Here is a 24,890-nt window from a genome sequence, read left to right as displayed (position 1 = left end):
TCATCGTTCGGATCCGGTGAGCAGGCCGAAGACGCTCCGCCGGAGCACCACCACGACCGCGGTCACCGCGAAGATCGCGCCCCACACCGGGAGCAGGCGGGGTTCGAGCGCGGTGGCACGCCCTTGCGAAGCCACCGCGGGCGCCAGGATCACCGCCATCCAGACCCCGGCGAGGACATAGGCCGCCCGCACCACCCCGATCAGCCCGCCGAGCGCGAGCGTCCCGGTGGTGAAGGCCAGGCTCGGCAGGAGACCGAGCCCGAAACCACCACCGCCGAGCCAGCTCGAAAGGCCCTGGATCGGCAAGACGACGGCGAGGACCGCCGTCGTCCGGCGGAGCAGCAGGTAGAGCCCTGCCCTCGGTGTCGAAGTGACGAGTTCGTACGCGGGATCGAGCCCCTTCGCCCACGACACCGCCACCCCGAGCACGGGCAGTACCGGTGAGAACAGCTGGACGAACGAGTAGCCCTTGCTCCCGGTGAACCCGACCGCGTCCAGCAGCAGCCCGATCGCCGGGATCAGGAGGATCATCACCAGCCACGGCAGCATCACCGGTGTCACCCAGGTGTGCAGCCGTCCGGTCCACCGCCTCCGCAGCGGACTCGGCCCCGCTTCGGCGAGTTTCGGCCCCAGCCCGGCCCAGACGTCGTCCACCAGCGCCGACACCGACGGCAGGCTGACCGCGGCCAGCCTCCCCCGGCATTCCGCGCACGATTCGAGATGGGCTTCGACCGCCCAGACCTCGTCACCGGCCAAGCCGTCGTCGCCGAGGACGTAACCGGCGAGGAGCTGTTCGGACACGTGTTCCTTGTTCACGACAGCGCCTCCCGCATCGCGATCCGAGCCCGCCTGGCGCGGGTTTTGACGGTTCCTTCCGGCACGCCGAGCAGGACCGCGGTCTCGCGGACGGTCAGCCCGTCGAGCACCATGGCCTGCAGGACCTGCCGGAGTTCGGGAGCGAGCCGTCGCAGCGCGTCACCGACGTGGTCACCGACCGCACCGGCCAGCGCCTCGTCCTCGGCCGCGGGTGAAACGGCCGTTTCCGCGACCGGCAGCGGTTGCGCGAACTTCGCCCGGCGGCGGAAGGCGTCGACCAGCCGCCTCGCGGCGATCGTCCACAGCCAGCCCACGGCGCTCCCGCCGACGGCCGAACCGGCGAACGCGCCCGCCGCACGCCAGACCGCGAGGTAGGTCTCCTGCATCACCTCGGCGACGATCTGTTCGTCGGCGCAGCGACGGCGCAGGCGCACGGCCAGCCACGGCGACGTGCGACGGTAGAGCTCCTCGAACGCCGCACGGTCGCCCTTGGCGGTGCGGCGGACGAGCTGCTCTTCGTCCGGTTCCGTTCCCTTCACATCCGGCAAGACGCCGAGATCACCGAAACGGTTCTCACCCGATTGTGTTCCGCATCACAAGATGCCGATCGCGATGCCGCGAAAGCCGCCTTCGGGACATCAGGCGTCTCGAAAGTGGCTTCGCGACGCCCGCCGGAGTCCTATCGCGGCGAGCTTCAGGAACTCGGCCAGAACTTGCGCCAGCCGTCGGCCTCCAGCGTCGCCGGTTCCAGACCGGCGTCCCGGGCGGCCTGTTCGGCGTCCCGAATGTCGCTCGCGAACCGCTTCGCGACGGCGCGGAGCTCACCTTCGGGATCGATCCCCGCCCGGCGCGCGGTCGCGGCCACCCGGAACAGCTGGGCCGCCGCCTCGGCGCCGTCGGGGAACAGGTCGAGCGGGATCCCGGCCCGGCCGCTGCGCTGACCGAGCTTCCCGGCCAGCGCCACGGCGGGCTGCCCGAGCGCGACGCCGTCCACAATGGACTGACGGCTCTTCTCGGCCTGCTTCAGTTCTTCCCACTTGAGATTCTGGTCGCCGACGGTCTCGACCCGGGGAGCGTCGGCGAAGACATGCGGATGACGTCCGACGAGTTTCGCGACCAGATCGGACGCGACCTCGTCGATCCCGAACGGATCGGCCGCGTCCTCGACGGCGACGCGTGCGTGGAACAGCACCTGGAGCAGGACGTCGCCGAGCTCCTCGCGCAAAGCGGCCCGGTCGCCCTCCTCGATCGCGTCGAGCAGCTCGTAGGTCTCCTCGACCAGGTACTGGCGCAGCGACTCGTGGGTCTGCACGGCGTCCCACGGACACCCGCCCGGCGAACGGAGGCGGTCCATCACCTCGGCGGCCTCGACCAGCGGCGGAACGGGCGCTTCGATCACCCGCGCACCCGACCTGATCAGCGCCACGGCCTTGGCTTCCCGGCGCGAACCCGCGATGAGCACGAGGTCGCGCACCTGCGTGTCACCGAGCGCGGGCACCCCGAAGACCTCGGGATCGACATCGGAAGCCGCGTACACGGCGGCGCTGCTTCGCAGGATCGGGAGTGCCGCGGCGGGCAGTGTCGCCCCGCGGGCGATCACGACGACGGCAGCAGTCACGGGTTTCGCGGCGCGGCACCGTGCACAGGCAGCACGATGCCCTTCTTCGAAGCTTCGTTGGGCGCGAGGTCCATGCCCACAACATCCCACACGCCGTAGCGCGGGTTCACCTTGAGGTCGACCTGGTCGAGGTACGGCTGAAGGAGCCGGATACCCACTCCTGCCAGCTGCTGAGCGGTCGGCTGCGCGGCCTGATCCGACGCGACGGGCTTGTCGGCGGTCCGCTCGCGCACCACGACGACGACCCACAGCGGCTGCTGCGGTGTCGGCTGGAAAGCGGCGACGGTGTTGGGTTCGAGACCGAACAGGACGGTCGCCGCGGTCGCGGGCGACTGCATCGCCGGCAGCTTCTGGCCGGTGCCCGCCTGCGTGTCGGCGGTCTGCTGGTCCTGCGCGATCAGCTCGGCGGCCGCGTTCGGCGACGCGGCGAACTTCTTGGCCTTCTCGATCGCCTGGTCGCGCAGCTTGTCCGCGTCGGAACCGGTGGCGTCGGTCGAGGAGACCGAGCTGAAATCGAAAGTGACGGTGAGCTTGTCCAGGTACTTCATCGCGAGCTGGGTCTGCAGCGCCGCGTCGACCAGGGATTCGCGGTGGTCCCGCACCCGCGCCACGAGCTGCTGGACGCTCAGGGCGGGGTCGTTCTGCGGGTTGGCCTCCATCGGCTTGGCCAGCGGGTCGTTCTGCAGCGCGTTCACGACCAGGGACTCGTCGACCCGGACGCCTTCCCGCTGAGCGGCGCGCTCGGTGAGGTCGTGCAGGATCTCCTGGCGGACGATCTCGCGGCCGACGAGGTCGAGCTTGTGCTCACTGGCGAGCTGCTGCCCGTACGGGTGCTCGCGGACGGCCTTGTCGATCAGCTGCTGCACGCGATCCACCGAGACGGTCTTGCCCTCGATGATCACCGCGGCACCGACCTGCCCGGGACCGGCGTTGCATCCGGCGAGAAGGAGAGAACCGGCAAGAACCCCGACCAGCGCGCGACGGCGCCCCATGATCCGCATCACAGGGCCTACCCTCTCATACCGGCCCCGGCGAGAGAACCAGGTCATAAGTCGCGATTCGGCTTCTGGCGAGCCAAAGCCCGGGACATCGTGCCGGATCACGCGTGCCTGGAGCCGTAACTCGCGTGCCTGGAGACGGATCACGCGTGCTTGGAGGCGGAACTCGCGTGCCCCGGGGCGGAAGACCCGCGATGCGCGAGTTCCGTCCCCAAGCACGCGAGTTACGGCTCCAAGCACACCGCCTACGCGACGGGCGCCGGCGACTTCATCAGATTCGTCAGCAGCTTCGCGCACCAGTCCAGCAGCTCCTCGTCGCGCAGCGCCGGGGCGCCCATACGACCGCCCGCCGGGCCTTCCGTCGGCTTCGGCACGGAAACCGTGTTCGTCACCGCCTTGTAGAGAGCCTTGGGGTACAAGCGCTTCAGCCGCACCATCTGCGAATCCGCCAGCGGCAGCGGCGCGAACCGGATCGACGTGCCCTGCACGGCGACCTCGGTGACCCCCGCCGCGCGGCAGGTGTGCCGGAACGCGGCGACCGCGAGCAGCCTCCGCACCGGGGCGGGCGGCTGACCGTAGCGGTCGATCAGTTCTTCGCGGACGGCGTCGAGCCCCGCCTGGTCGGGAGCGGCCGCGATCTTGCGGTACGCCTCCAGCCGCAGCCGCTCGCCCGGCACGTAGTCGTGCGGGATGTGCGCGTCCACCGGGAGATCCACGCGGACCTCGGCGAGCTCCTCGTCTTCGGCGGTTTCCGCGCCCGCGTGCCGGCGGAACGCGTCGACCGCTTCGCCGACGAGCCGCACGTACAGATCGAATCCGACTCCAGCGATATGCCCGGACTGCTCCGCGCCGAGGATGTTGCCCGCGCCGCGGATCTCCAGGTCCTTCATCGCGACGGCCATACCCGCGCCCAGTTCGGTGTTCTGCGCGATGGTCGCCAGCCGGTCGTGCGCCGTCTCGGTGAGCGGGGCCTCCGGCGGATACAGGAAGTACGCGTATCCGCGCTCGCGCCCTCGCCCGACCCGGCCGCGCAGCTGGTGCAGCTGTGCGAGCCCCAGCAGGTCACCGCGTTCCACCAGCAGTGTGTTGGCGTTCGAGATGTCCAGCCCGGTCTCGACGATCGTGGTGCAGACGAGCACGTCGTACTCGTTCTCCCAGAAACCCTGGATGATCTTCTCGAGCTTTTCCTCGTTCATCTGCCCGTGCGCGGTGACGACGCGCGCCTCCGGCACCAGCTCGCGAATGCGCTTCGCGGCCTTCTCAATCGAGGAAACCCTGTTGTGCACGTAGAAGACCTGGCCGTCACGCAGCAGCTCGCGCCGGATCGCGGCGCCGACCTGTTTGTCGTCGTACGCGCCGACGTAGGTCAGGATCGGGTGCCGGTCCTCGGGCGGGGTCAGGATCGTGGACATCTCGCGGATGCCGGCGAGCGACATCTCCAGTGTCCGCGGGATCGGCGTCGCCGACATGGTCAGCACGTCGACGTGCGTCCGCAGCGCCTTGATGTGCTCCTTGTGCTCGACACCGAACCGCTGCTCCTCGTCGACGATCACGAGTCCGAGATCCTTGTACCGGATCCCGGTCTGCAGCAGGCGGTGCGTACCGATCACGATGTCGACGTCACCCGAAGCGAGCTGTTCGAGGATCGCGTCGGACTCGGCCTTGTTCGTGAACCTCGAGAGCCCCTTGATCTTCACCGGGAACGAACTCATCCGTTCGGTGAAGGTGTTGAGGTGCTGCTGCGCCAGCAGCGTCGTGGGCACCAGCACCGCGACCTGCTTGCCGTCCTGCACGGCCTTGAACGCCGCGCGCACCGCGATCTCGGTCTTGCCGTAGCCGACGTCGCCGCAGATGACGCGGTCCATCGGGACGCCGCGTTCCATATCCGCCTTGACCTCGTCGATCGCGGCGAGCTGGTCGTTGGTCTCGGTGAACGGGAAGGCGTCTTCGAGTTCGCCCTGCCACGGCGTGTCCTGCGCGAACGCGTGGCCAGGCGCGGCCTGCCGCGCGGCGTAGAGCTGCACGAGCTCGGCGGCGATCTCCTTGACCGCCTTCTTCGCCTTGGCCTTGGTGTTCTTCCAGTCCGACCCGCCGAGCTTGTTCAGCGTGGGCAGCTCGCCGCCGACGTAGCGGGAGACCTCGTCGAGCTGGTCGGTCGGGACGAACAGCCGGTCCCCCGGATGCCCGCGTTTGGAGGAGGCGTACTCCAGCAGCAGGTACTCGCGGGTCGCGCCGGCGACGGTGCGCTGCACCATCTCGACGAACCGGCCGATGCCGTGCTGGTCGTGCACGACGTAGTCGCCGGCCTTGAGGGCGAGCGGGTCGACGGCGTTGCGGCGCCGCGACGGCATCTTGGTGCTGAAGTCCTTTGTGGACGTCCCGGCGCCCGAGCCGCGGCCGGTGAGGTCCGATTCGGACAGCACCACGAGGGCGCGCTCCGGCGAGACGAAACCGTCCGACAGGCCGCCGCACGTCACCGTCACCACGCCCGGCGTCAGCGGACCGGTGATGCCTTCGGCGAGCGACGCGGGCACGTCTCCCGCCGACAGCTGCTCGACGGCGCGGGCCGCGGTGCCGTGCCCGGCGACGACGAGCACGGCCGTCCCGCCCGCGGCCGTGTGGGCGCGGAGATCGGTCGTCGCGCGCTCGACCTCGCCGCGGTAGTTCGGCGCGGCCTCGATCGAGACCCGGTAGACGTCGGGATCGTCGCTGGCGAGCTGCGTCAGCGTCCACCAAGGGCGCTTCGTCTCCTGGGCGTGCTTCGCGATCTCCGCGAGATCCCGGTACGCGGACGCGCCGAGATCGATCGGCGCCTGACCGCCCGCGGCGGCCGTGGTCCAGGACGCTTCGAGAAACTCCTGCCCGGTGCGGACCAGGTCGGCCGCGCGGGCGCGGATCTTCTCCGGATCGGCGAGCAGCACGTGCGTGCCCTGGGGCATCGCGTCGGTCAGCAGCTCCAGCTCGCCCTCGCACAGCACGGGGATGAGCGCCTCCATGCCCTCGACGGGGACCCCGCCGGAGAGCTTGGTGAGCATCTCGGTGAGCTGCGCGTCCGCCTCGTACGTCGTCGCGAGCTCGGCGGCCTTCGCGCGGACCGGCTCGGTGAGCAGCAGCTCACGGCACGGCGGCGCGCTGACGTGCTGGATCTCCCCCGGCAGCGACCGCTGGTCGGACACCGCGAACGCGCGGATCTCGCTGACCTCGTCGCCCCAGAACTCGACCCGCACGGGATGCTGCGCCGTCGGCCCGAACAGGTCGAGGATGCCGCCGCGCACGGCGAACTCGCCGCGCTTCTCGACCATGTCCACCCGCGTGTACGCGAGCTCGACCAGCCGCTCCAGCAGCCCTTCGAAGCTCTGCTCCTCGCCGACGACCAGGTCGATCGGCGCGAGCGAACCGAGCCCGGGCGCCATCGGCTGGATCAGGCTGCGGACGGTCGCGACGACGACGCGAAGGCCGTCCGCGCCCGTCTTGAGCCGGTGCAGCACCTCCAGCCGCCGCCCGACGGTGTCCGCCCGCGGGGACAGCCGCTCGTGCGGCAGCGTCTCCCAAGACGGGAAGTCGACGACGGCGCCTTCGCCGAGGAACGACTTCAGGGATGCGGTCAGTTCCTCCGCCTCGCGGCCGGTGGCGGTCACCGCGAGCACGGGGCGGCCGGCGCCCTCGTCCGCGGCGAGGGCGCCGGCGACCAGCTGGCGGGTGGCGATCGCGCCCTGGAGTTCGAGCACCGGGGCACCGGCCCGCTCGACGACCCCGCGAAGGGCCGGATCGGGAAGGATGGAATGAAGGAGTCCGGACAATGGAGCGTTTGTCACCGTCCCAGCCTACGTGGGGGCACCGACAGTCCGCCGCGCGATTACCTGGGCAGGGCGTCGAAGACCTTCGGGAGCTGCTCGTCGAACTCGGCCGGCTCCTGCGTCGCGATGCGGATCAGCACGTGTTCGGCACCCGCTTCCCGATATTCGCGCAACCGGTCGGCGACCTGCTCCGGGCTGCCCGCGATCAGCACTTGGATCTTCTCGACGAAGTCCAGCGGAGCCCCGTAGTTCCGCTGGACGTAGTCCTCCAGCCGCTCGCGTGCCCTGATCGGGTCCTCCTCGATGAGCACTGTCGCGAACAACGCCGGTGTCACCGGACGTACGGCCGCTTCGCGGATCTTCGCGAGGCCGTCGGTGTAATCCGCGACGTCGGGCGGGTACGGCAACCAGCCGTCATAGAGACGTCCTGCCCGCTTCAGCGCGCCCGGGGTGAAGGCGGCCAGCCACACCGGCGGGCCACCGGGACGGTGCGGTTCCGGGTACTCCGGCAGGGTGTCGTAGTGCAGCACGTCGCCGTGGAACGGGCCGCTCTTCCCGCTCCAGACGTGCCGCCACAACGCGACGATGTCGTCGAGGCGGGCGCGCCGTCGTTCCCAGGGGACCCGGGTGAAGGCGAACTCGGGTTCGCTGCGACCCGCGAATCCGGCCCCGACGGCGAGGGTGACGCGGCCTTGGCTGAGCAGATCGAGCGAGAGGATCGCGTTCGCGGAAAGAAGCGGATCCCGCAACGCCGGCAGCAGCGCGGCGGTGCCGAGGGTGACCCGCTCGGTCCTGGCGGCGAACGCGCCGAGCAACGTCAAGGAATCGATGGGCGCCTTCGCGAGCGTGTCACCGACCCAGACCGAATCGAAGCCGAGGCGTTCGGCTTCGACCGCGACGGCGACCATTCCCGGCGCGGTGCGCCCGGCGTCGAGGATGGACCGATAAGTGGGGACGACCAGACCGAATTTCATGCCGGAAGCCTCTCCGCGACGGGGAATCGTCTCAATTCCTTCGAGGGAATGGCGACGCCGCCGACGTCTCGGCCAAGATGGCGGCCATGGTTTCCGGATTCGGCCCCGCGCTCCGGGGCTGGCGCGAACGACGGCGGCTTTCCCAGCTGGAGCTGGCGATCCGGGCCGGGACCACCCAACGGCACGTGAGTTTCCTCGAAGGCGGCCGGTCGATCCCCGGCCGCGGCCTGGTGCTGCGCGTCGCCGAATCGCTCGAACTGCCCCTGCGTGAACGCAACGGCCTGCTGCTCGCGGCCGGGTTCGCCCCCGGTTTCCCCGAAACCGAATTGGACGATCCGAGCCTGCGGCCGGTCCTCGACGGCATGCGGCGGCTGCTCGAAGGGCACCGCCCGTATCCGGCCATCGTGGTCGATCGCTACGGCGTGCTCGTCGCCCGCAACGACGCGCTCGACCTGCTGTTCGAGGACGTCGCACCGGAACTGCTGGAGGAGCCGGTCAACACCCTGCGGCTCGCGCTGCACCCGAAGGGGATGGCGCCGAGGGTGCGGAACCTCGCGGACTGGGCCCGGCACATCCTGGAACGGCTGACGCAGGAGATCGCCCACGCGCCCGACGAGCGGCTCACCGCGCTGCTCGCCGAACTCGAAGGCTACGTTCCGGCTCCCGGCCCGCCCGGACCCGATCACCTCGGTTTCGCGGTGCCGATGCGCTTGTCCACTTCGGCGGGCGAACTGCGGCTGATCACGGCCATCACGACGTTCGCGACCGCGGCCGATGTCACGGTTTCGGAATTGAAACTGGAGACGTTCCTCCCCGCCGACGCCGAGACGGCGGCGATCCTCACCCGTTGACCCAGGCGCCCGCGTGGCCCAAGGACAGCTCGGCGCACGCCCACACCACGGCCGCGCAGACGCTGCCGGGCACGAACCGCCGGTACGGCATCTCCGCCGCGCCCGCGATACGCGGCACCACGGTCCGCACCCCGGCCAGGCAGCGGCCGGCGATCACGGCCGGGACGCCGTACCTGGCGACGGCCCGCTCCACGCGGTCCCACCGAGCCAGGCCGAACCGCCGCCCGAACCGCGTGGTCCGCAGCCGCGGCCCCAGCCTCCGCCCTTCCAGGAAGGCGATCTGGTCGCCCGCCACGGCGGCACCGATCGCGACCGTCAACGCCAGCGGCAGGTCGAGCGTGCCTCGCCCGGCGAGGAACCCCATCAGCAGCAGGCTGGACAACGTCGGCAGCACGATTCCCGGCAGCAGCGCGGTTTCCAGGAAGATCAGTGCGCCACAGACGAGATAGACGAGCACGGGCGGTGACTCAAGAAGCGGCCGTAGCAGGCTGTCCAAGACGCCTCCCCGTCTTCAGTGGCAAGGCCGCGCGATGAACGAAGGCGGGCGGCAGGTTCGGCCAGACCAACGGGGTCCGGCCGGTCACCGCGAACCGGTCCCGCAGCGCCGCGGCGAACCGGCGGGCAGGCGTCGTCCAGGCCGCGTGCGCGTAGGCGAACGTCGTGAACCGTCCGTGCGGGGCGAGGATCTCCGTGACCTGGTCGAGGATCCGCAGCTGCCGCTCGCCGGGCATGACCGTCCACGGCAGCCCGGAGACCACCACGTCGGCCGCGTCGTCCACGTACGAAAGCAGATTCTCGGCGGAACCCTCGACGACCTCGACGTCCCCGTGCCGGGACCGCAGTTCCCTCGCCAGTCGCAGATTGATCTCCACCGCGATCAGCCGCGCGCCCGGTGGCAGACGGCGGACGACGGCGCCGGTGAACACCCCGGTCCCGGGGCCCAGCTCGACGACGAGTCTGGCGCTTTCCAGGCCGAGGCCCGCGGTCATGGCCTCCGCGAGTTTCGGCGAACTGGCCGCGACGGCTCCGGTCAGGACGGGATGGCGGAGGAATTCCCTGGTGATCGACATGTTCCCGACGCTAGAAACGGGCTTCGTGGCCCCGCGTCGGCCTCGTCGGCCGGTTCCGTCCTCCCGTGGGAGGACCCCGGGAGTACCCCAGGACGACGCGCTCGCGTGCCGGGCGGGGTTACGTTCGAACGGTGCACAGGCTGCTCGACCGGCTCCGCTCCCACCCGTGGGTGACCGACCTTCCCCTGTACGCGTGGTTCGTCTTCCTCGCGCCGACCGGATCGTCGTCCGTCCCCAAGGCCGTCCTGCTGGTGCCGTACCTCTTCCTCGTCCCGCTGCTCTGGCGGCGCCGCCACCCCGAGATCGTCGCGGTGCTGATCGTCGCCGGGGTGACCGCGCAGTACACGACGGAGCTCTGGGCCTACGACCGCGGCCGGGGCGAGCTGGCGATGGCCGTCGCCCTCTACACGCTGGTCCGCGCGGGAAACCGCCGGTTCGCCACGCTGATCGCCGCCGGGATCGTCGCACTGGACATCACGTGGGGCCTCGTCTGGGGAGCCACCACCGAACAGGGCGCCTGGCTCACCATCGTCGTGACGCTGCCGCTGCACGTCGCGGCTTGGGCGCTCGGCGAGTTCTTTCGTGCGCGGCAACGGCTTTCGGCGGAGGAAGCGACGAAGGCGGAGCTGGCCGCGTCCGAACAGGAGGCCCGTGCCCGGGCCGCCGTCGCCGAGGAACGCACGCGGATCGCCCGCGAACTGCACGACGTCCTCGCGCACAGTGTGAGCGTCATCGTGATCAACGCCGAGGGCGCGAAACTCATGCGTGACAAGGATCCCGAGGTCGTCGACCGGACACTCGACACGATCGGCAAGGCGGGCCGCGACGCGCTCGCCGAGCTGCGCCGTCTGCTGGAAGTCCTCCATGCCGGCGAAGCCGCCCGAAGCCCGCAGCCGACCGTCGCGGAGCTACGCGACCTGGTCGCGCAGGTCAGCGCGAGCGGGCGGGAGGTGGATCTCCAGGTCACCGGCGACGCCGAGGGGTTGCCGCCGAGCGCCGCGCTGCAGGCGTACCGCATCGTCCAGGAGTCGCTGACCAATATGATCAAACACGCGCCGGGAGACGCGAGTGGCCAGGTCGAGATCGATTTCGGCGAGGGCGGCCACCGCCGGAACGTCCGGATCGAGGTGACGAACACGGGCGGGAGCGAACCCGTCGCACCGCGCCTCCCGTCGTCCGGCCGCGGGATCGCCGGGATGACCCAGCGCGTCGAGATGTTCCACGGCACCCTCGACACCGGGCCGACCCGCGACGGTGGCTACCGGGTCGCCGCGAACCTGGTGGTGGAGGCGGGATGACGGCGGTGAAGGTGCTGATCTGCGACGACCAGGAGCTGGTCCGGGTCGGGATGGGGATGATCGTCACCAGCCAGGACGACCTGACCGTCGCGGGCGAAGCCACCAACGGTGCCGAAGCGGTCGAAGCCGCCGAGAAGCTGCGGCCGGATCTGGTCCTGATGGACGTCCGGATGCCGGTGCTCGACGGCGTCGCCGCGACCGAGCGGATCTGCCGGTCGCTCCCGGACACCCGGGTCCTGATGATCACCACGTTCGACCTCGACGAATACGCGTATGCCGCGTTGCGTGCCGGTGCCAGCGGTTTCCTCGTCAAGGACGCGCCCGCCGACGAAATCCTCGTGGCCATCCGAGGCGTCCTCCGCGGCGATTCGATGGTCTCCCCCTCCGTGACGAAACGCCTGCTCGACCGCTATTTGGCCGACGAACGGGACTCCGGTGAGAGCGCGCGACTGGAGACACTGACCGAGCGCGAGAAGGACGTCCTCGCGCTCATCGCGCGCGGCCTGACGAACTCCGAAATCGCCGCGAAGCTCTACATCGGGGAGACGACCGTGAAGACCCACGTCGGACGGATCCTCGCCAAGCTCGCGCTGCGCGACCGTGTGCACGCGGTCGTGTTCGCCTACGAAAGCGGTTTGGTTCGCGCGGGCGGTTGAGCACGGTGGCATGCTGATGTCATGCGCACTTCCGCCGTCGTCGCGTTCACGTCCTTGTCCTTGCTGGTCACGGCCTGTTCCGGGGCGTCGAGCGAGACGGTGCAGAGCGCGCCGCCGGTCACCTCGAAGCCCTCGGTGTCGAAGCTGAAGGTCGAGCAGGTGACGGCCGGGCTCGAACACGGCTGGGACGTCGGCTTCCTGCCGGACGGGAAGATCCTCGTCACCCAGCGCCCAGGGAAACTCGCGCTGATCGAAGGCGGCACGAAGCGCGACGTCGCCGCGGACTTTTCCTCCGTCCACGTACGCGGCGAAGGCGGCCTGATGGGGATGGTGATCAGCAAGGACTTCGCGACGTCGCGCGAGTTCATCACCTGCCAGACCCACAAGGAAGGCGACAAGGCCGTCGACATCCGGCTGGTCACCTGGCGGCTTTCGGACGACGGCGCGAGCGCCACGAAGGTCAAGGACCTGCTGACCGGGCTGCCGGTGAACCCCAGCGGCAGGCATTCCGGCTGCCGTCCCGCGTTCGGCGCGGACGGCGCACTGCTCGTCGGCACCGGCGACACCGCCCGCCCGCAGCATCCGCAGGACAAGACGAGTCTCGGCGGCAAGGTGCTGCGCGTCGACGCGAAGACCGGGAACGCGTTGCCGGACAACCCGTTCATCAAGTCCGCGAACCCGAACGAGCAGCGTGTGTTCACCTACGGGCACCGCAACGTCCAGGGCGTCACGGTCCGGCCGGGCACCGGGCAGGTGTTCACCGCCGAGCACGGGCCGACCATCGACGACGAGGTCAACCTGGAGACCGCGGCGGGAACTACGGCTGGGACCCGTCCAAGGGCGGCACCGAGACCAGCTACGACGAAAGCGTCCCGATGACCGACAAGCAGCGCTTCCCGGACGCCGTCAGTCCTTTGTGGACGACCGGTGAGATCACCGAGGCGATCTGCGGTGCCGAGTTCCTCACCGGATCGCAGTGGGGAGCGCTCGAAGGTTCGCTCGCCGTGACCGCGTTGAAGGGACAGAAACTCCTTCTGTTCCGCCTCGACGACGCCGGCAAGGTCACCGAAGTGACGCTGCCGCCCGAGTTCGACGACAAGTTCGGCAGGCTGCGCGCCGTCCGCAGCGGCCCGGACGGCGCCCTCTACATCACCACTTCGGAAGGCCAGGACGACAAACTGCTGAAGGTCACGCCCGGCGCCTAGTGGCCGAGGTGCGCGCCGCCGTTCACATGGACGATCTGCCCGGTGACGTGCCGCGCCTCCGGGCTCGCCAGGAAGGCGACCACTTCGGCGACGTCCGCGGGCTCGCCGGCGCGTTTGGTCAGCGTGTTGCCGATCAGCCACGCCCGGCGCTCGTCGGAGAGCTTGCCCTGGAAGAACTCGGTGTCGCCGACCAGCCCGGGCGCGACGATGTTCGCGGTGATCCCGCGCGGCCCGAATTCCCTTGCCACGTCGGCGTTCCACGCCTCCAGCGCGGCCTTGGCGGCACCGTAGGAACCCGCCCCGGTGCGCGCGGCGATCGAGCCGATGGTGACGATCCGCGCCCCGTCGGCGAACCTTTCCCGCAAGGCGCGGGTGACCAGCACGGCGGTGAACACGTTCGCGTCGAGATTGGCCTGCCAGTTCGCGGCGAACGACTTCAGGTCTTCCGCGGATCCGGCCTGGAAATCGGTGTTCCCGCCCGCGTTGTTGACCAGGACGTCGACCCGGTCCGGCAATCCGGCCAGTGCCCGTTCCACCGCGTCCGGATCCGCCGCGTCGAACGGGACCGGGTTCGCGCCGAGCAACGTGGCGGCTTCGGTGAGGACCTGTTCGCGACGGCCGGTGATCGTCACCCGATCACCTCGCGCGGCGAAAGCCGCCGCGACCGCGTAGCCGATTCCCGTTCCTCCGCCGGTGACCACTACTTCCCTGTTCTGCCCCATGTCTCCAGGATAGGGGCACTACGCTTCCCCCATGACGAAGATCGACCCGGCGACGACGGCGCTCGTCCTGATCGACCTCCAGACCCGGATCGTCGCACTGGAGACCGTCCCGATCGAAGGCACCGAAGTCGTATCGAACGCCGTCCTGCTGCGAGACGCCTTCAGCGCGGCCGGCTCGCCGATCGTCCACGTGCGGGCGCACCGGCCGGACGTCGACGAGCAGCCGCCCGGCAGTGAACTGGTCGCCGAACTGACGCCTCGTGAGGGCGAGCACCTGATCACCAAGAACACGATCGGCGCGTTCTACCGCACCGGGCTCGACGAACTCCTGCGCGGGCTGGGCGTGAAGACGCTGGTGCTCGCCGGGATCGCCACCGAGTACGGCGTCGAATCGACGCTGCGGGCCGCGATCGACCACGCCTACGAGACCATCGCCGTCTCGGACGCGATGGCGGGTATCGCCGCGATCTCCCACGAATCGGCGATCACGAAGGTGTTCCCGCGCCTGGGCGAAGTGCTCACGACCGCCGAGACCGCCGCGGCGCTGGGCTGACTGACCCATGATCGACAAGATCGCTTGGCTGCACCTGGTCGACGGCCGGATCCTGAGCACCCGCTCGCGCGGCAAGTCCGTGTTCTACCTGCCCGGCGGCAAACGCGAACCCGGCGAAAGCGACGCCGAGACGCTGATCCGGGAGATCCGCGAGGAACTGACCGTCGAGATCGATCCGGCGGACATCGAACCCGCCGGAGTCTTCGAAGCGCAGGCCGACGGGCACGCGTCGGGACTCGTGGTCCGGATGACCTGCTACACGGCCGGATTCGGCGGAACACTCGCGGCCAGCAGCGAAATCGAGGAAATCGCTTGGCTGGGCCACGGGGACAGGGACCGGGTCTCCGCGGTGGACAAGATCATCTTCGACCACCTGCGGGAGACCGGCCTCCTGCGCTGACCGCTACTTCTTGAGGTCGTCCAGGCACAGCACCCGCGACTGCGGGAGCGTGCCACCCGACCGCTGCCACTGGATCTTCTCGTCGGTCGACGGCACCTGGGTGCACACCGTGCTGCCGTCGACGAGGAAGGCGGTGCTCTTTTCGATGGCGAGGACCTTGTACCGCGCTGTCGCACAGTCCGCCTTCGTGAGCTTCTTCGCCTCGACGACGCCGTCGGGGAGGCAATCACCGACCACCGGCGCCCGCTCGCCCGGGTTCTTCAGGTCTTCCAGGCAGAGCAGGGTGCCGTCGGTCGCCCCCTTCTTTCCCTGGAAGAAGTAGGCGTCCGTCGTCGGATAGTCGTCGCATTCGGAGCCGCCCGAGAGCCTGAGCCCGATTTCCGACTTGTTCTCCTGTTTTCCGACGACCTTGAAGTTCGCGTCCGGCGTCCCGCATTCGATGTTCTCGACGCTGTCCGCGTTGTCGACGTTGCCCTTCAGACAGGCGCCGACCTCGGTGCTCGACGCCGTGAACGGATTCGCGACGAAGAACGCGATCAGGGCGACGACCCCGAAGATGCCCAAGCGGATGACGGGCTTCAGCCACGTTCTCTTCTTCTGCGGCACCATCTGTTCGACGGCGGGCGCGGGATAGTTCTCCACGGTGCTTCCCCCAGCTGGATGATCTCTATGGGGGGCCTAGCGCTCATCGCCCGGGAAACGTTACGGCCGCGCGACGCAGGTCTCAGTGCAGCCGCAGTTTGGGCTTGTGCTCCAAATTGGACAGACCGTTCCAGGCCAGGTTGACCAGATGCGCGGCGACCTCGTCGCGTTTCGGCTTCCGGGCGTCGAGCCACCACTGCCCGGTGAGCGCCACCATCCCGACGAGCGCCTGCGCGTACAGCGCGGCCAGCTTCTCGTCGTAGCCGCGCGCGGCGAACTGCTGCGCGAGGATGTGCTCGACCTGGCTGGCGATGTCGTTCAGCACCGTCGAGAACGTGCCCGTCGAACTCGCGACGGGCGAATCCCGCACCAGGATGCGGAAGCCGTCGTGCGAGTCTTCGACGTAGGAGAGCAACGCGATCGCCGCCTGCTCCAGCATCACCCTCGGGTGTCCACCGTGGAGGGTGGACACCATCCGGTCGAGCAGCAGCTGGGTCTCGCGGTCGACGACGACGGCGTAGATGCCTTCCTTGCCGCCGAAGTGCTCGTACACCACCGGTTTGGAGACGTTCGCGCGGTGCGCGATCTCCTCGATGGACGTTCCTTCGAAACCCTTCTCCGCGAAAAGGGCCCTGGCGACGTTGAGCAGCTGCTGCCTGCGCTCACTCCCCGTCATCCGCACCCTGGCCACCGGAGCGACAGGACGCGCCCCGGTGACCGCTTCACGTTTGGTCCGCCTTCTCCCCGCCATCGCAGAAGACTAACGCGACCTCGCTATTTGCTTTCAGTGGCGATACGCGCGAGGCGCTGCGGGGTCGGCCAGCGCACGTCGTAGGCCCAGCCGAACTTCTCGAAGAGCCAAATCAGCCGGGCGGAGATGTCGATCTGGCCGCGCTGCACCCCGTGCCGCGCCGAGGTCGGGTCGGCGTGGTGCAGGTTGTGCCACGACTCGCCGAAGGAGAAGATCGCCAGCGGCCAGAAGTTGGCCGATTTGTCGCGGGCCGCGAACGGGCGCTCGCCGATCATGTGGCAGACCGAGTTGACCGACCAGGTCACGTGGTGCAGCACGCAGACCCGCACCAGCCCGGCCCAGAAGAACGCGGTCACCGCGCCCCAGAACGACCAGGTGATCAGTCCGCCCAGGATCGCGGGCAGCACCAGGGTGAGCAGGCTCCACAGCCAGAACAGGTCGTCGACCTTCTTGATGGCGCGGTCCTTCAGCAGATCCGGCGCGAACCGCTCGGCGTTGCTCTGGTCGCGGTCGAACAGCCAGCCCATGTGCGCGTGCCAGAACCCCTTGGCGATGGCGAGCGGCGTGGTCCCGAACAGCCACGGCGAATGCGGGTCGCCGTCGCGGTCGGAGAAGGCGTGGTGGCGCCGGTGGTCGGCGACCCAGGTGATGACGGGGCCCTGGACGGCCATGCTGCCGGCGATCGCCATCGCGACGCGCAGCCACGGCTTGGCCTTGAACGAGCCGTGCGTGAAGTAGCGGTGATAGGAGACGGTGATCCCGAGGCCGCTGATCGCGTAGAAGACCACGAACAGGCCGACGTCGACCCAGGTCAGTCCCCAGCCCCAGGCGAACGGGACGGCCGCGAGCAGCGCGGCGAGCGGGAAGATGACCCCGAGGTAGACCGAGAGCTGCACCGCGCTCGATCGGTGTCCGTCGATTACCGGTTTGGGGCCCTTCGCGGGCTTCTGGGAACGGTCGAGGGTAGCCGTCATGCAGTCACTTCTTTTCTACGCGCAACCCCGAGGGTTTCCCTAAGGGTGACCTTACCTACGATGCCGTAAGTTACGGTACAGGAGGTTTCGTCCCCTGTGGAGTGCCCGCGACGGTGAGGCCACCCCCGGGCGTACGTGGACGTCCCCGACATGGCTATCCTGACCAGGATCGATCCGCCGTAGTGTAATCGGCAGCACTTCAGATTTTGGTTCTGACAGTTCAGGTTCGAATCCTGGCGGCGGAGCAGACGAACAGATGACCAGCGGCGTTTCCAACGGTGGGGGTGTGTGCGGCTGACCGAGGACGCGACGACCAGTGGCAGGCGGCCGGCGCTTGCGGAGATGTCCGACGCCTGGCTTTACGGTCGCGCGCGCGAACTCGGTGCGGCCATCCAGCGCGTCACCTTCGCCGAACAGCTGGACATCATCACCAGCCTCGACGAACTCCTCGACGAGACGCAGCGCCGCGGCGAACCCCTGCTGGTCGCCCAGCTGCTGCGCTACTCCGCGGCGGCCAGGCTGGTCACCCGCGGTCTCGCCGCCGAAGCCGAACCCAGGCTCGACGAGATGCTCGCGCACACCCGGCGGCACGGTCTCGCGCTGATGCGGGCCGACGCGCACGCCATGCGCGGCCGACGGCTGGTGATCGCCAAACAGGAGGACGCCGCCCTCACCGAGATCGCCAGGGCGCTGGCCATCCTCGACGATTCCGCGGTCCCGGACCGTCAGATCGGCAGGCGCAACTGGGACCGGATGCTGTCCACGACCCTGGTCGACTGCTGGCTGGTGCTGAACCAGCTGGGTGTGTACGAGGCGGCCGAGGAGGCCATCGCCCGCGCCGCGCAGGCGATCCGCGACAGCGCGAGCCCGCACGAGATCGCGCTCCAGCTGATCAACCGGGTCAAGATGCTGCTGGGCTGGGGCCTGCGCCTCGAACGCATCGAGCGGTACGACGAGGGAGCCGACAAGTTCCGCACCGCCGCGTCGATGGCCCAGGCCGCCGAAGGCCCGTTCACCGAGTCGCTGTTCCCGCGCAAGGCGGGGGTGCCCGCGATCGACCAGGTCGGCGTGCTCGCCGCCGCGGCCGCGCTGGCGTCGCCCGATTCGTCGCATATCGAGCGGCTGACCGCGTTGCTGCATCCGGAACTGGTGTTCCCGCACGAACGCGAGATCATCGCCATCGCGCTGGCCCGCTGCCTGGACAACGACGGCCGCCGCGAGGACGCGCTGCAGGTGCTCAAAGAGGTCCGTGAGGACAACGAAGAGGGCTCGCTGCCGTCGATGCGGTTGAACCTCGCCCGCGAGCTGGCCAGGCTCGACACCACGCCGGACTACGCGTCCGGGGCGAGCCAGTCGCTGATCGACTACGCGACCATCCTGGAAACGGAGATGTGGTCGCTGCGGGAATCGCAGATCGCCACGCTCAACGCGCGGCGGGAGCACGAGCGGCTCTCCGCCGAGCACGGCGCCATCACCCAGCAGGCGCTGCAGGACCCGCTCACCGGGCTGCCGAACCGGCGCGCGCTCGACGAAAAGCTGCGTTCACTGGCGTCGTCCGCCGACGCCCAGCCGCTCGCGGTGGCGCTGGTCGACCTCGACGGCTTCAAGGACGTCAACGACAAGCAGTCGCACGCCGAAGGCGACAACGTGCTCCGTGTCATCGCGAGCACGCTGCGCGACGCCCTGCGCGGCGACGACGTCGTCGCCCGCTACGGCGGAGACGAGTTCATCGTGCTTCTACCTGGGGCTCCGGCGTCCGCGGCGAAGCAGGCGCTGGGTCGTTCTGTGAATGCCGTCGCATCTCTGCCGCACCATCTTTCGCACGGCGTCACGCTCTCCGTCGGCCTCGTCTCGCTCCGCCCGCAGGAACGGGCCGAGCAGGTCCTCGCGCGTGCCGATGCGGCCATGTACCAGGCGAAACGCGGCGGCGGGAACCAGGTTTCGTCGGTGAACTCGATGGCCATCGATCCGGCGACCGGATGGCCCGGCGAGGATGCTCCGACCGACCCCGCGTGGGACGCCGAGCAGCCCACGTAGGATCAATGCCCGACAACCACCGTTGGTGAAATGTTGGGAGTGCCGTGACCGGCCCGCTGAGCACGTTGATCCTCGCCGCGGGTGAGGGCACCCGCATGCGCTCGTCCACCCCGAAGGTGCTGCACCCGATCGCCGGCCGCCCGTTGGTCGAGCACGCGGTGCGAGCCGCCGCGGGACTGAACCCGGAGCACCTGGTCGTGGTCATCGGCCACGGTCGCGACTCGGTCGGCGCCCGGCTGGCGAAGGTCGGCGAGGCGCTCGGCCGCGAGGTCGTCACGGCCGTCCAGGAGGAGCAGAAGGGCACCGGGCACGCCGTCTCGTGCGCGCTCTCGGCGCTGCCCGCCGGGCTGACCGGCACCGTCGTCGTCAGCTACGGCGACGTCCCGCTGCTCGACACCGAAACGCTCGCTTCCCTGGTCGCCGAGCACACGTCGACGGGCAACGCGGTCACCGTGCTGACCGCGGTCGTCGAGAACCCGACCGGATACGGCCGGATCATCCGCGACGAGAACGGCGTCGTCACCTCGATCGTCGAGCAGAAGGACGCCACCCCGAACAGCACGAAATCGCCGAAATCAATTCCGGCGTCTACGCCTTCGACGCCTCGGTCCTGGTCGACGGGCTTTCGAAGCTTTCGACCGACAACGCGCAGGGCGAGCTCTACCTCACCGACGTCCTCGGCATCGCCCGCGGCGACGGCAAGGGCGTCGGCGCGCTGGTCATCGACGACCCGTGGGTGACCGAAGGCGTCAACGACCGCGTCCAGCTGTCGGTACTCGGCGCCGAGCTGAACCGCCGGATCGTCCGCGGCTGGCAGCGGGCGGGTGTCACCGTCGTCGACCCGGCGAGCACCTGGATCGACGCGGGCGTGACCTTGTCGCGCGACGTCGTCATCGAACCCGGCGTCCAGCTGAAGGGCTCGACGTCGGTCGGCGAGGGCTCGCAGATCGGCCCGGACAGCACCCTGGAGAACGTCTCCGTCGGCGCGGGCGCGTCGGTGGTGCGGACGCACGGTTCCGATTCGGAACTGGGCGACGGCGTGAAGGTCGGCCCGTTCACCTACCTGCGTCCCGGCTCCAAACTGGGGACCAAGGGCAAACTCGGCGCTTTCGTCGAGACGAAGAACGCCGACATCGGCGCCGGCACGAAGGTCCCGCACCTGACCTACGTCGGCGACGCGACCATCGGCGACAACAGCAACATCGGCTGCTCCAGCGTCTTCGTGAACTACGACGGCGTGAACAAGCACCACACCACGATCGGCTCCCATGTGCGGCTCGGCGCGGACAACACGTTCGTCGCCCCGGTGACCATCGGCGACGGCGCCTACAGTGGGGCAGGCACCGTGATCAGGCAAGACGTGCCCCCGGGCGCGCTCGCCGTGTCCACCGGGCCGCAGCGCAACATCGAAGACTGGGTGTCCCGGCGCAGGCCGGGCACACCCGCGGCGGAAGCAGCTTCCGCCGCGAAGCAGGACACCACCGCCGTGTCCGATTCGAATAAGGGAAACGACGGGGAGTCGCCAGCATGAGCTCGAAGTCCGGAACACCGAAGAAGAACCTGATGCTGTTTTCCGGGCGCGCCCACCCGGAGCTCGCGGAAGAGGTGGCCAAGCACCTCAACGTGTCGGTCGTCCCGCAGACCGCGCACAACTTCGCCAACGGGGAGATCTTCGTCCGGTTCAACGAATCGGTGCGCGGGACCGACGCGTTCGTGATCCAGAGCCACCCGGCGCCCATCAACGAGTGGGTGATGGAGCAGCTGATCATGGTGGACGCCCTCAAGCGCGCGAGCGCCAAGCGGATCACCGTGATCATGCCGTTCTACCCGTACGCGCGGCAGGACAAGAAGCACAAGGGCCGCGAGCCGATCTCCGCGCGCCTGATCGCGGACCTGTTCAAGACCGCCGGCGCCGACCGGATCATGACGGTCGACCTGCACACCGCGCAGATCCAGGGCTTCTTCGACGGCCCCGTCGACCACCTGCTCGCGCAGAACGTGCTGGCCGCGCACATCAACAAGACCTACCACGACGAGAACATCACCGTCGTCTCGCCGGACTCGGGCCGGGTGCGGCTCGCCGAGAAGTGGGCGGCACAGCTGGGTGACCGGCCGATCGCCTTCATCCACAAGACCCGCGACCCGGACAAGCCGAACCAGGCCGTCGCGAACCGCGTCGTCGGCAAGGTCCGCGGTCAGCTGTGCGTGCTGATCGACGACATGATCGACACCGGCGGCACGATCGTGAAGGCCACCGAGGCCCTGCTCGACGAAGGCGCGTCCGACGTGGTCATCGCCTCGACCCACGGCATCCTGTCCGACCCCGCCACCGAGCGGCTGTCGAACTGCAAGGCGCGCGAGGTGATCGTCACCAACACGCTGCCGATCCCGGAGGAGAAGCGGTTCCCCGGGCTGACCGTGCTGTCCATCGCGCCGCTGCTGGCGCAGGCGATCCAGCAGGTCTTCGAGGACGGGTCGGTCACGTCCCTCTTCGACGGCAACGCCTGATCTTCAAGGCAGCAGGGGACCTTTGCTACCACTCTCTTTCGGAGAGTGAGAGCAAAGGTCCCCTGCTCCGTTTTCGGCTCCTCGCGAAACGGCGCGCGCCCGGCCTCCCCGCGTCGCTAGGTTTCCGATATGGGGAAATTCAAATTCGGCGTGAACCTGTGGGGCGCCGAGAACCGCGAAAACTGGGTCGCGAAGTGCCGCCGCGCCGAGACCCTCGGATACGACGTCATCTCCGTGCCGGATCATCTCGGCTCAGGACGGAACGCGCCTTTCCCGGCGCTGACCATGGCCGCCGCGGTGACTCAACGGCCCCGCGTCGGCACTCTCGTCTCCAATGTGCCCTTCTACAACTTCGCGCTCTTCGCGCGCGACGTCGTCACGACGGTGAAGATGACCGGCGATCGGCTGGACCTCGGCCTCGGCTCCGCCACATGAAATCGGAATTCGACGACGCCGGCCTGCCGTGGACCCCGGCCAAGGAACGTATCGAGTACCTCGCCAAGGGCCTCGACCACCTGCGTGAACAGTTCGCCGCCGAAGGGATCACGCCCCCGCCGCTGCTCCTCGCGGGCAACAGCGACGGCGTGCTCTCCCTCGCCGCCCGAGAAGCCGACATCGCCGGTTTCTCGGGTCTTCGTCAAGCACCGGGAAAGGCACCGGGAACCTTCCAGCTCGACGACGCCGAACGCATGGACGAGCGCGTCGCCTTCTTCCAGTCGCGGGCGAACGGCCGGAATCCCGAACTGAACGTGCTCGTCCAGCGGGTCGTCGTCGCGGACGACCGGCGAGCGGCCGCCGCGGCCTGGCGTGAAGAGGTCAAAGACGAGGACGGCCTCGACGTCGACACTCTCCTCGAGACACCGCAGTTGCTTTTCGGCACCGTCGCAGAGATCGTCCGGCAACTCCAGGAGCGTCGCGAACGATACGGCTTCTCCTACATCACGGTGTTCGAGCCGATGATGGAAACGTTCGCGCCGGTCGTGCGGGAACTGTCCGGTCAGTAAGCGACGCAGAAACGCTGACGGCGGCGCTCCGGCTTGTCGATCTCGTCGACGAACGCGATCGCGTAGTCGGCGCCGCTGATCTTCGATCCACCGTTCTCGTCGGTCAGGAGCACGTCTCCGCCGAGCCGGAACTCGCCGGTCCGCTCACCCTCGGCCCACGCGCCGAACTCCGCGGCCGGGCTGAGGTAGAACCAGTCGACGTCCTCGGGAAGCTTCCGGAACGCTTCCAGCACCTCGGCGTGCGCACCCGCCTCGCCCTTGTACTCGTCCGGGAACTCGGGGGTGTCGATCAAACGCGGCCCACCCTCGGCCACGTTCAGGCTGCCTGCCCCGCCGACGACCCCGATCCGCGCGCCGTTGTCCTTCGCGACCTGGGCGATCGAGGGCACCGCTTCGAGCAGGCCGCTCTGCCCGTGAACCGCGATGACCAGGACGTCCGCACCCTTGGCAACGTCGGCCAGGAAGGCCTCGTCGTAAAGCGAACCCGCCCTGGTCCCCTCGCCCTCCGCGTTCCTCGACACCGCCAGCACCTCGTGACCGCGTCCGCGCGCCTCCTCGGCGATCTTTCCGCCCGCGTACCCGGTTCCTCCGAACACAACCAACTTCGCCATCGCGTTTCTCCCTTTTCATCGGCGACCACGCCGATGCTAAGAACGCAAGATCGGCTACTTCAACGTATGCAACGCACCCCGGGGTGAGTGTGCAGGTCAGCCGCCCAGCGCGGCGAACTCGGACTTGAGCTTCTCGCGGACGGCGTTGACGTCGACCGCCGCCCGGACCTCGCCGCGTGCCGCCGGCTTCGCCTGTACCTGGTAGCTGGCGTTCCGATTCGGCAGCTTGAACTTGACCTCGCAGGACATGCTCGTCGTGGCGCCGGGTGCCGCGTCGGCGGCCGCCGTGCAGCTCTGCGCGCCGAGGGACTGCGCCGTGAAATCGACGGTCAGCGTGAGATGCACGGGCGTCCCGCTCACGCCGCCGATGACGGTGTTGGCGACGTCGATGGTCGCCCGGCAGGTTCCGACGAAATCCGTGCAATCCAGCTTGTCGTTGACGACGCTGACACTGACTTGGGCGAGCGCGTCGAACGGCTGCCCGATTCCCCCGATCGCGCCGTCCAGATCGGTTTGGAGCTTCTTGAGCGCGTCCCCGGCGAGCGGTTCGACCCGCATCTCGGCACCGAGCGTCTTACCGCCCGCCGCGGCGACAAGGGAAGGCGCGAAACTCACGACGCGGTGCGGCGCCGCGGTGGTCACGCGCAGGGCCCCGAGCCCGCTGCCGACCTCGTAGACCTCGGTCCCGTCAGGCAGCTTCGACCGGACCGGATCGGTCAGCGGGTCCATGGCGGACACCGCTGTCCTCAGTGTCGACGCGGCTTTGCGCGGGCTGAGCACCTCGACGGCGTTCACCGGCAGGTCGGAGCCGTCCGTGCGGACCCAGTTGGTGCCGTACTGCTCGCTATTGCCGAGCCCGTGCGCCTTCCAGTACTCCGGCGTCGCCGAGAGGTACAGCTGCTTGTCCGCGGCCAGGACTTGGATGGACTGGCCGTCGACCGGCAACGCGCCCTGCGCGCTGCCGTTGCGGGTGATCCGGAACTGCAGTTCGGCGGGCTTGCCTGCCGCATCCTTGATTGTCGACTTGTAGACAACAGCTGGGGCTTGCTCAAGCGCCTTCAGCGCACTTTCGACGGCGCCACGCTGCTCGGTGCGCCGGTCCACCCGCTGTTGCTCGGCGGGCGAGATCCCCGCCGCACCGTCGATCGCGACGTCGCAACCGGCCACGAGGCAGCACAACGCGGCGATCGCGCCGATCCTCGACCGTCGTGCCGCCATTCCGCCCCCTTGTCTCGAGTGCGAGGAGATCACACCCTAGAAAAGGGGTCGCGCACCACCGCATCCGCGGGTTCCCGAAGCAGCTGTCACCGACTTGTCATCTGAACGAGCCACCCGGCGGGACCCCGGCACCACCGCTTGGTCTACACTTTCCCGGTCTCGGCGAGGCGGGTTCCGTGAGCACCTG

General features: G+C 69.2%; 21 protein-coding genes, 1 tRNA gene and 3 pseudogenes. 11 read left to right on the top strand and 14 right to left on the bottom strand.

The window, feature by feature from the left end; all coding sequences use genetic code 11:
• The 6 genes from MJQ72_RS14675 to MJQ72_RS14650 form a co-directional block, all read right to left on the bottom strand.
• Positions 1 to 816 (bottom strand): zf-HC2 domain-containing protein, encoded by an 816-nt coding sequence (locus MJQ72_RS14675; RefSeq protein WP_240599692.1) that lies wholly within the window; start codon positions 814 to 816, stop codon positions 1 to 3.
• Positions 813 to 1,355, bottom strand: a complete 543-nt coding sequence (locus MJQ72_RS14670) for an RNA polymerase sigma factor (protein WP_016337286.1) — start codon at positions 1,353 to 1,355, stop codon at positions 813 to 815. Before MJQ72_RS14670 ends, MJQ72_RS14675 begins: the two co-directional genes overlap by 4 nt.
• Positions 1,356 to 1,510: 155 nt before the next feature.
• Positions 1,511 to 2,434, bottom strand: coding sequence for a MazG family protein (locus tag MJQ72_RS14665; protein WP_240599691.1), 924 nt, complete (start codon positions 2,432 to 2,434; stop codon positions 1,511 to 1,513).
• Positions 2,431 to 3,435, bottom strand: coding sequence for a hypothetical protein (locus MJQ72_RS14660; protein WP_240599690.1), 1,005 nt, complete (start codon positions 3,433 to 3,435; stop codon positions 2,431 to 2,433). Before MJQ72_RS14660 ends, MJQ72_RS14665 begins: the two co-directional genes overlap by 4 nt.
• A gap of 242 nt (positions 3,436 to 3,677) precedes the next feature.
• Complete coding sequence (mfd, locus tag MJQ72_RS14655) at positions 3,678 to 7,232, bottom strand: transcription-repair coupling factor (protein ID WP_240601328.1); 3,555 nt, start codon at positions 7,230 to 7,232, stop codon at positions 3,678 to 3,680.
• A 56-nt stretch (positions 7,233 to 7,288) separates the two neighbouring features.
• Positions 7,289 to 8,203: an LLM class flavin-dependent oxidoreductase gene (locus MJQ72_RS14650; protein ID WP_240599689.1), complete on the bottom strand. Its 915-nt coding sequence runs from the start codon at positions 8,201 to 8,203 to the stop codon at positions 7,289 to 7,291.
• Positions 8,204 to 8,289: 86 nt separating this feature from the next.
• Between MJQ72_RS14650 and MJQ72_RS14645 the strand changes: the two genes are divergently transcribed.
• Positions 8,290 to 9,054: a helix-turn-helix transcriptional regulator gene (locus MJQ72_RS14645; protein WP_240599688.1), complete on the top strand. Its 765-nt coding sequence runs from the start codon at positions 8,290 to 8,292 to the stop codon at positions 9,052 to 9,054.
• On the opposite strand, the gene MJQ72_RS14640 is transcribed toward MJQ72_RS14645, so the two are convergent.
• Both MJQ72_RS14640 and MJQ72_RS14635 read right to left on the bottom strand, forming a co-directional pair.
• Positions 9,044 to 9,550: a DedA family protein gene (locus MJQ72_RS14640; RefSeq protein WP_240599687.1), complete on the bottom strand. Its 507-nt coding sequence runs from the start codon at positions 9,548 to 9,550 to the stop codon at positions 9,044 to 9,046. The two genes, MJQ72_RS14645 and MJQ72_RS14640, sit on opposite strands and share 11 nt — an antisense overlap.
• The gene (locus MJQ72_RS14635; RefSeq protein ID WP_240599686.1) at positions 9,522 to 10,124 is read right to left on the bottom strand and encodes a class I SAM-dependent methyltransferase; all 603 of its coding nucleotides are present in this window, start codon (positions 10,122 to 10,124) and stop codon (positions 9,522 to 9,524) included. Before MJQ72_RS14635 ends, MJQ72_RS14640 begins: the two co-directional genes overlap by 29 nt.
• 131 nt (positions 10,125 to 10,255) lie before the next feature.
• Here MJQ72_RS14635 and MJQ72_RS14630 point away from each other — a divergent pair, with 131 nt between their 5' ends.
• From MJQ72_RS14630 to MJQ72_RS14620, 3 genes and pseudogenes are all read left to right on the top strand, one after another.
• On the top strand, positions 10,256 to 11,422 hold the full coding sequence (locus MJQ72_RS14630; protein ID WP_240599685.1) for a sensor histidine kinase: 1,167 nt from the start codon (positions 10,256 to 10,258) through the stop codon (positions 11,420 to 11,422).
• Entirely contained in the window at positions 11,419 to 12,078 is a 660-nt protein-coding gene (locus MJQ72_RS14625) for a response regulator transcription factor (RefSeq protein WP_240599684.1), read from the top strand. Before MJQ72_RS14630 ends, MJQ72_RS14625 begins: the two co-directional genes overlap by 4 nt.
• Positions 12,079 to 12,099: 21 nt before the next feature.
• Positions 12,100 to 13,283, top strand: a pseudogene (locus tag MJQ72_RS14620) (PQQ-dependent sugar dehydrogenase).
• Here the strand turns inward: MJQ72_RS14620 and MJQ72_RS14615 are convergent.
• A complete protein-coding gene (locus MJQ72_RS14615; protein WP_240599683.1) occupies positions 13,280 to 14,005 on the bottom strand; it encodes an SDR family NAD(P)-dependent oxidoreductase in 726 nt (241 codons plus the stop codon). The pseudogene MJQ72_RS14620 and the gene MJQ72_RS14615 overlap by 4 nt on opposite strands.
• A gap of 31 nt (positions 14,006 to 14,036) precedes the next feature.
• On the opposite strand from MJQ72_RS14615, the gene MJQ72_RS14610 reads away from it, so the two are divergent.
• A complete protein-coding gene (locus tag MJQ72_RS14610; RefSeq protein WP_240599682.1) occupies positions 14,037 to 14,558 on the top strand; it encodes an isochorismatase family protein in 522 nt (173 codons plus the stop codon).
• A 7-nt stretch (positions 14,559 to 14,565) separates the two neighbouring features.
• Positions 14,566 to 14,958, top strand: a complete 393-nt coding sequence (locus MJQ72_RS14605; RefSeq protein ID WP_240599681.1) for an NUDIX domain-containing protein — start codon at positions 14,566 to 14,568, stop codon at positions 14,956 to 14,958.
• Positions 14,959 to 14,961: 3 nt separating this feature from the next.
• On the opposite strand, the gene MJQ72_RS14600 is transcribed toward MJQ72_RS14605, so the two are convergent.
• From MJQ72_RS14600 to MJQ72_RS14590, 3 genes are all read right to left on the bottom strand, one after another.
• On the bottom strand, positions 14,962 to 15,600 hold the full coding sequence (locus MJQ72_RS14600) for a hypothetical protein (RefSeq protein ID WP_240599680.1): 639 nt from the start codon (positions 15,598 to 15,600) through the stop codon (positions 14,962 to 14,964).
• A gap of 82 nt (positions 15,601 to 15,682) precedes the next feature.
• The gene (locus tag MJQ72_RS14595) at positions 15,683 to 16,276 is read right to left on the bottom strand and encodes a TetR/AcrR family transcriptional regulator (RefSeq protein ID WP_026466989.1); all 594 of its coding nucleotides are present in this window, start codon (positions 16,274 to 16,276) and stop codon (positions 15,683 to 15,685) included.
• 98 nt (positions 16,277 to 16,374) lie between these two features.
• On the bottom strand, positions 16,375 to 17,325 hold the full coding sequence (locus MJQ72_RS14590; RefSeq protein ID WP_240599679.1) for an acyl-CoA desaturase: 951 nt from the start codon (positions 17,323 to 17,325) through the stop codon (positions 16,375 to 16,377).
• 173 nt (positions 17,326 to 17,498) lie between these two features.
• Between MJQ72_RS14590 and MJQ72_RS14585 the strand changes: the two genes are divergently transcribed.
• The 5 genes and pseudogenes from MJQ72_RS14585 to MJQ72_RS14565 all read left to right on the top strand — a co-directional run bounded on the left by MJQ72_RS14585 (position 17,499) and on the right by MJQ72_RS14565 (position 22,874).
• A tRNA-Gln gene (locus tag MJQ72_RS14585) sits at positions 17,499 to 17,570 on the top strand.
• A gap of 43 nt (positions 17,571 to 17,613) precedes the next feature.
• Positions 17,614 to 19,362, top strand: a complete 1,749-nt coding sequence (locus MJQ72_RS14580) for a diguanylate cyclase (protein ID WP_240599678.1) — start codon at positions 17,614 to 17,616, stop codon at positions 19,360 to 19,362.
• A 44-nt stretch (positions 19,363 to 19,406) separates the two neighbouring features.
• Positions 19,407 to 20,893: pseudogene (glmU, locus tag MJQ72_RS14575) on the top strand (bifunctional UDP-N-acetylglucosamine diphosphorylase/glucosamine-1-phosphate N-acetyltransferase GlmU).
• The gene (locus MJQ72_RS14570; RefSeq protein WP_240599677.1) at positions 20,890 to 21,870 is read left to right on the top strand and encodes a ribose-phosphate diphosphokinase; all 981 of its coding nucleotides are present in this window, start codon (positions 20,890 to 20,892) and stop codon (positions 21,868 to 21,870) included. Before glmU ends, MJQ72_RS14570 begins: the two are co-directional and overlap by 4 nt.
• 129 nt (positions 21,871 to 21,999) lie before the next feature.
• A pseudogene (locus MJQ72_RS14565) lies at positions 22,000 to 22,874 on the top strand (TIGR03621 family F420-dependent LLM class oxidoreductase).
• Here MJQ72_RS14565 and MJQ72_RS14560 read toward each other — a convergent pair.
• The gene (locus MJQ72_RS14560) at positions 22,868 to 23,485 is read right to left on the bottom strand and encodes an NAD(P)-dependent oxidoreductase (RefSeq protein WP_240599676.1); all 618 of its coding nucleotides are present in this window, start codon (positions 23,483 to 23,485) and stop codon (positions 22,868 to 22,870) included. The pseudogene MJQ72_RS14565 and the gene MJQ72_RS14560 overlap by 7 nt on opposite strands.
• A 96-nt stretch (positions 23,486 to 23,581) precedes the next feature.
• Positions 23,582 to 24,703 carry a hypothetical protein gene (locus MJQ72_RS14555; protein WP_240599675.1) on the bottom strand — a complete coding sequence of 374 codons (1,122 nt, stop codon included), beginning with the start codon at positions 24,701 to 24,703 and terminating at the stop codon, positions 23,582 to 23,584.
• Positions 24,704 to 24,890 lie beyond the last annotated feature (187 nt).

The organism is Amycolatopsis sp. EV170708-02-1 (assembly GCF_022479115.1).
Taxonomy (GTDB): Bacteria; Actinomycetota; Actinomycetes; order Mycobacteriales; family Pseudonocardiaceae; genus Amycolatopsis.
The sequence above is the reverse complement of the archived record's forward strand: the minus strand, read 5'-3'. Positions and strand labels throughout refer to the sequence as shown.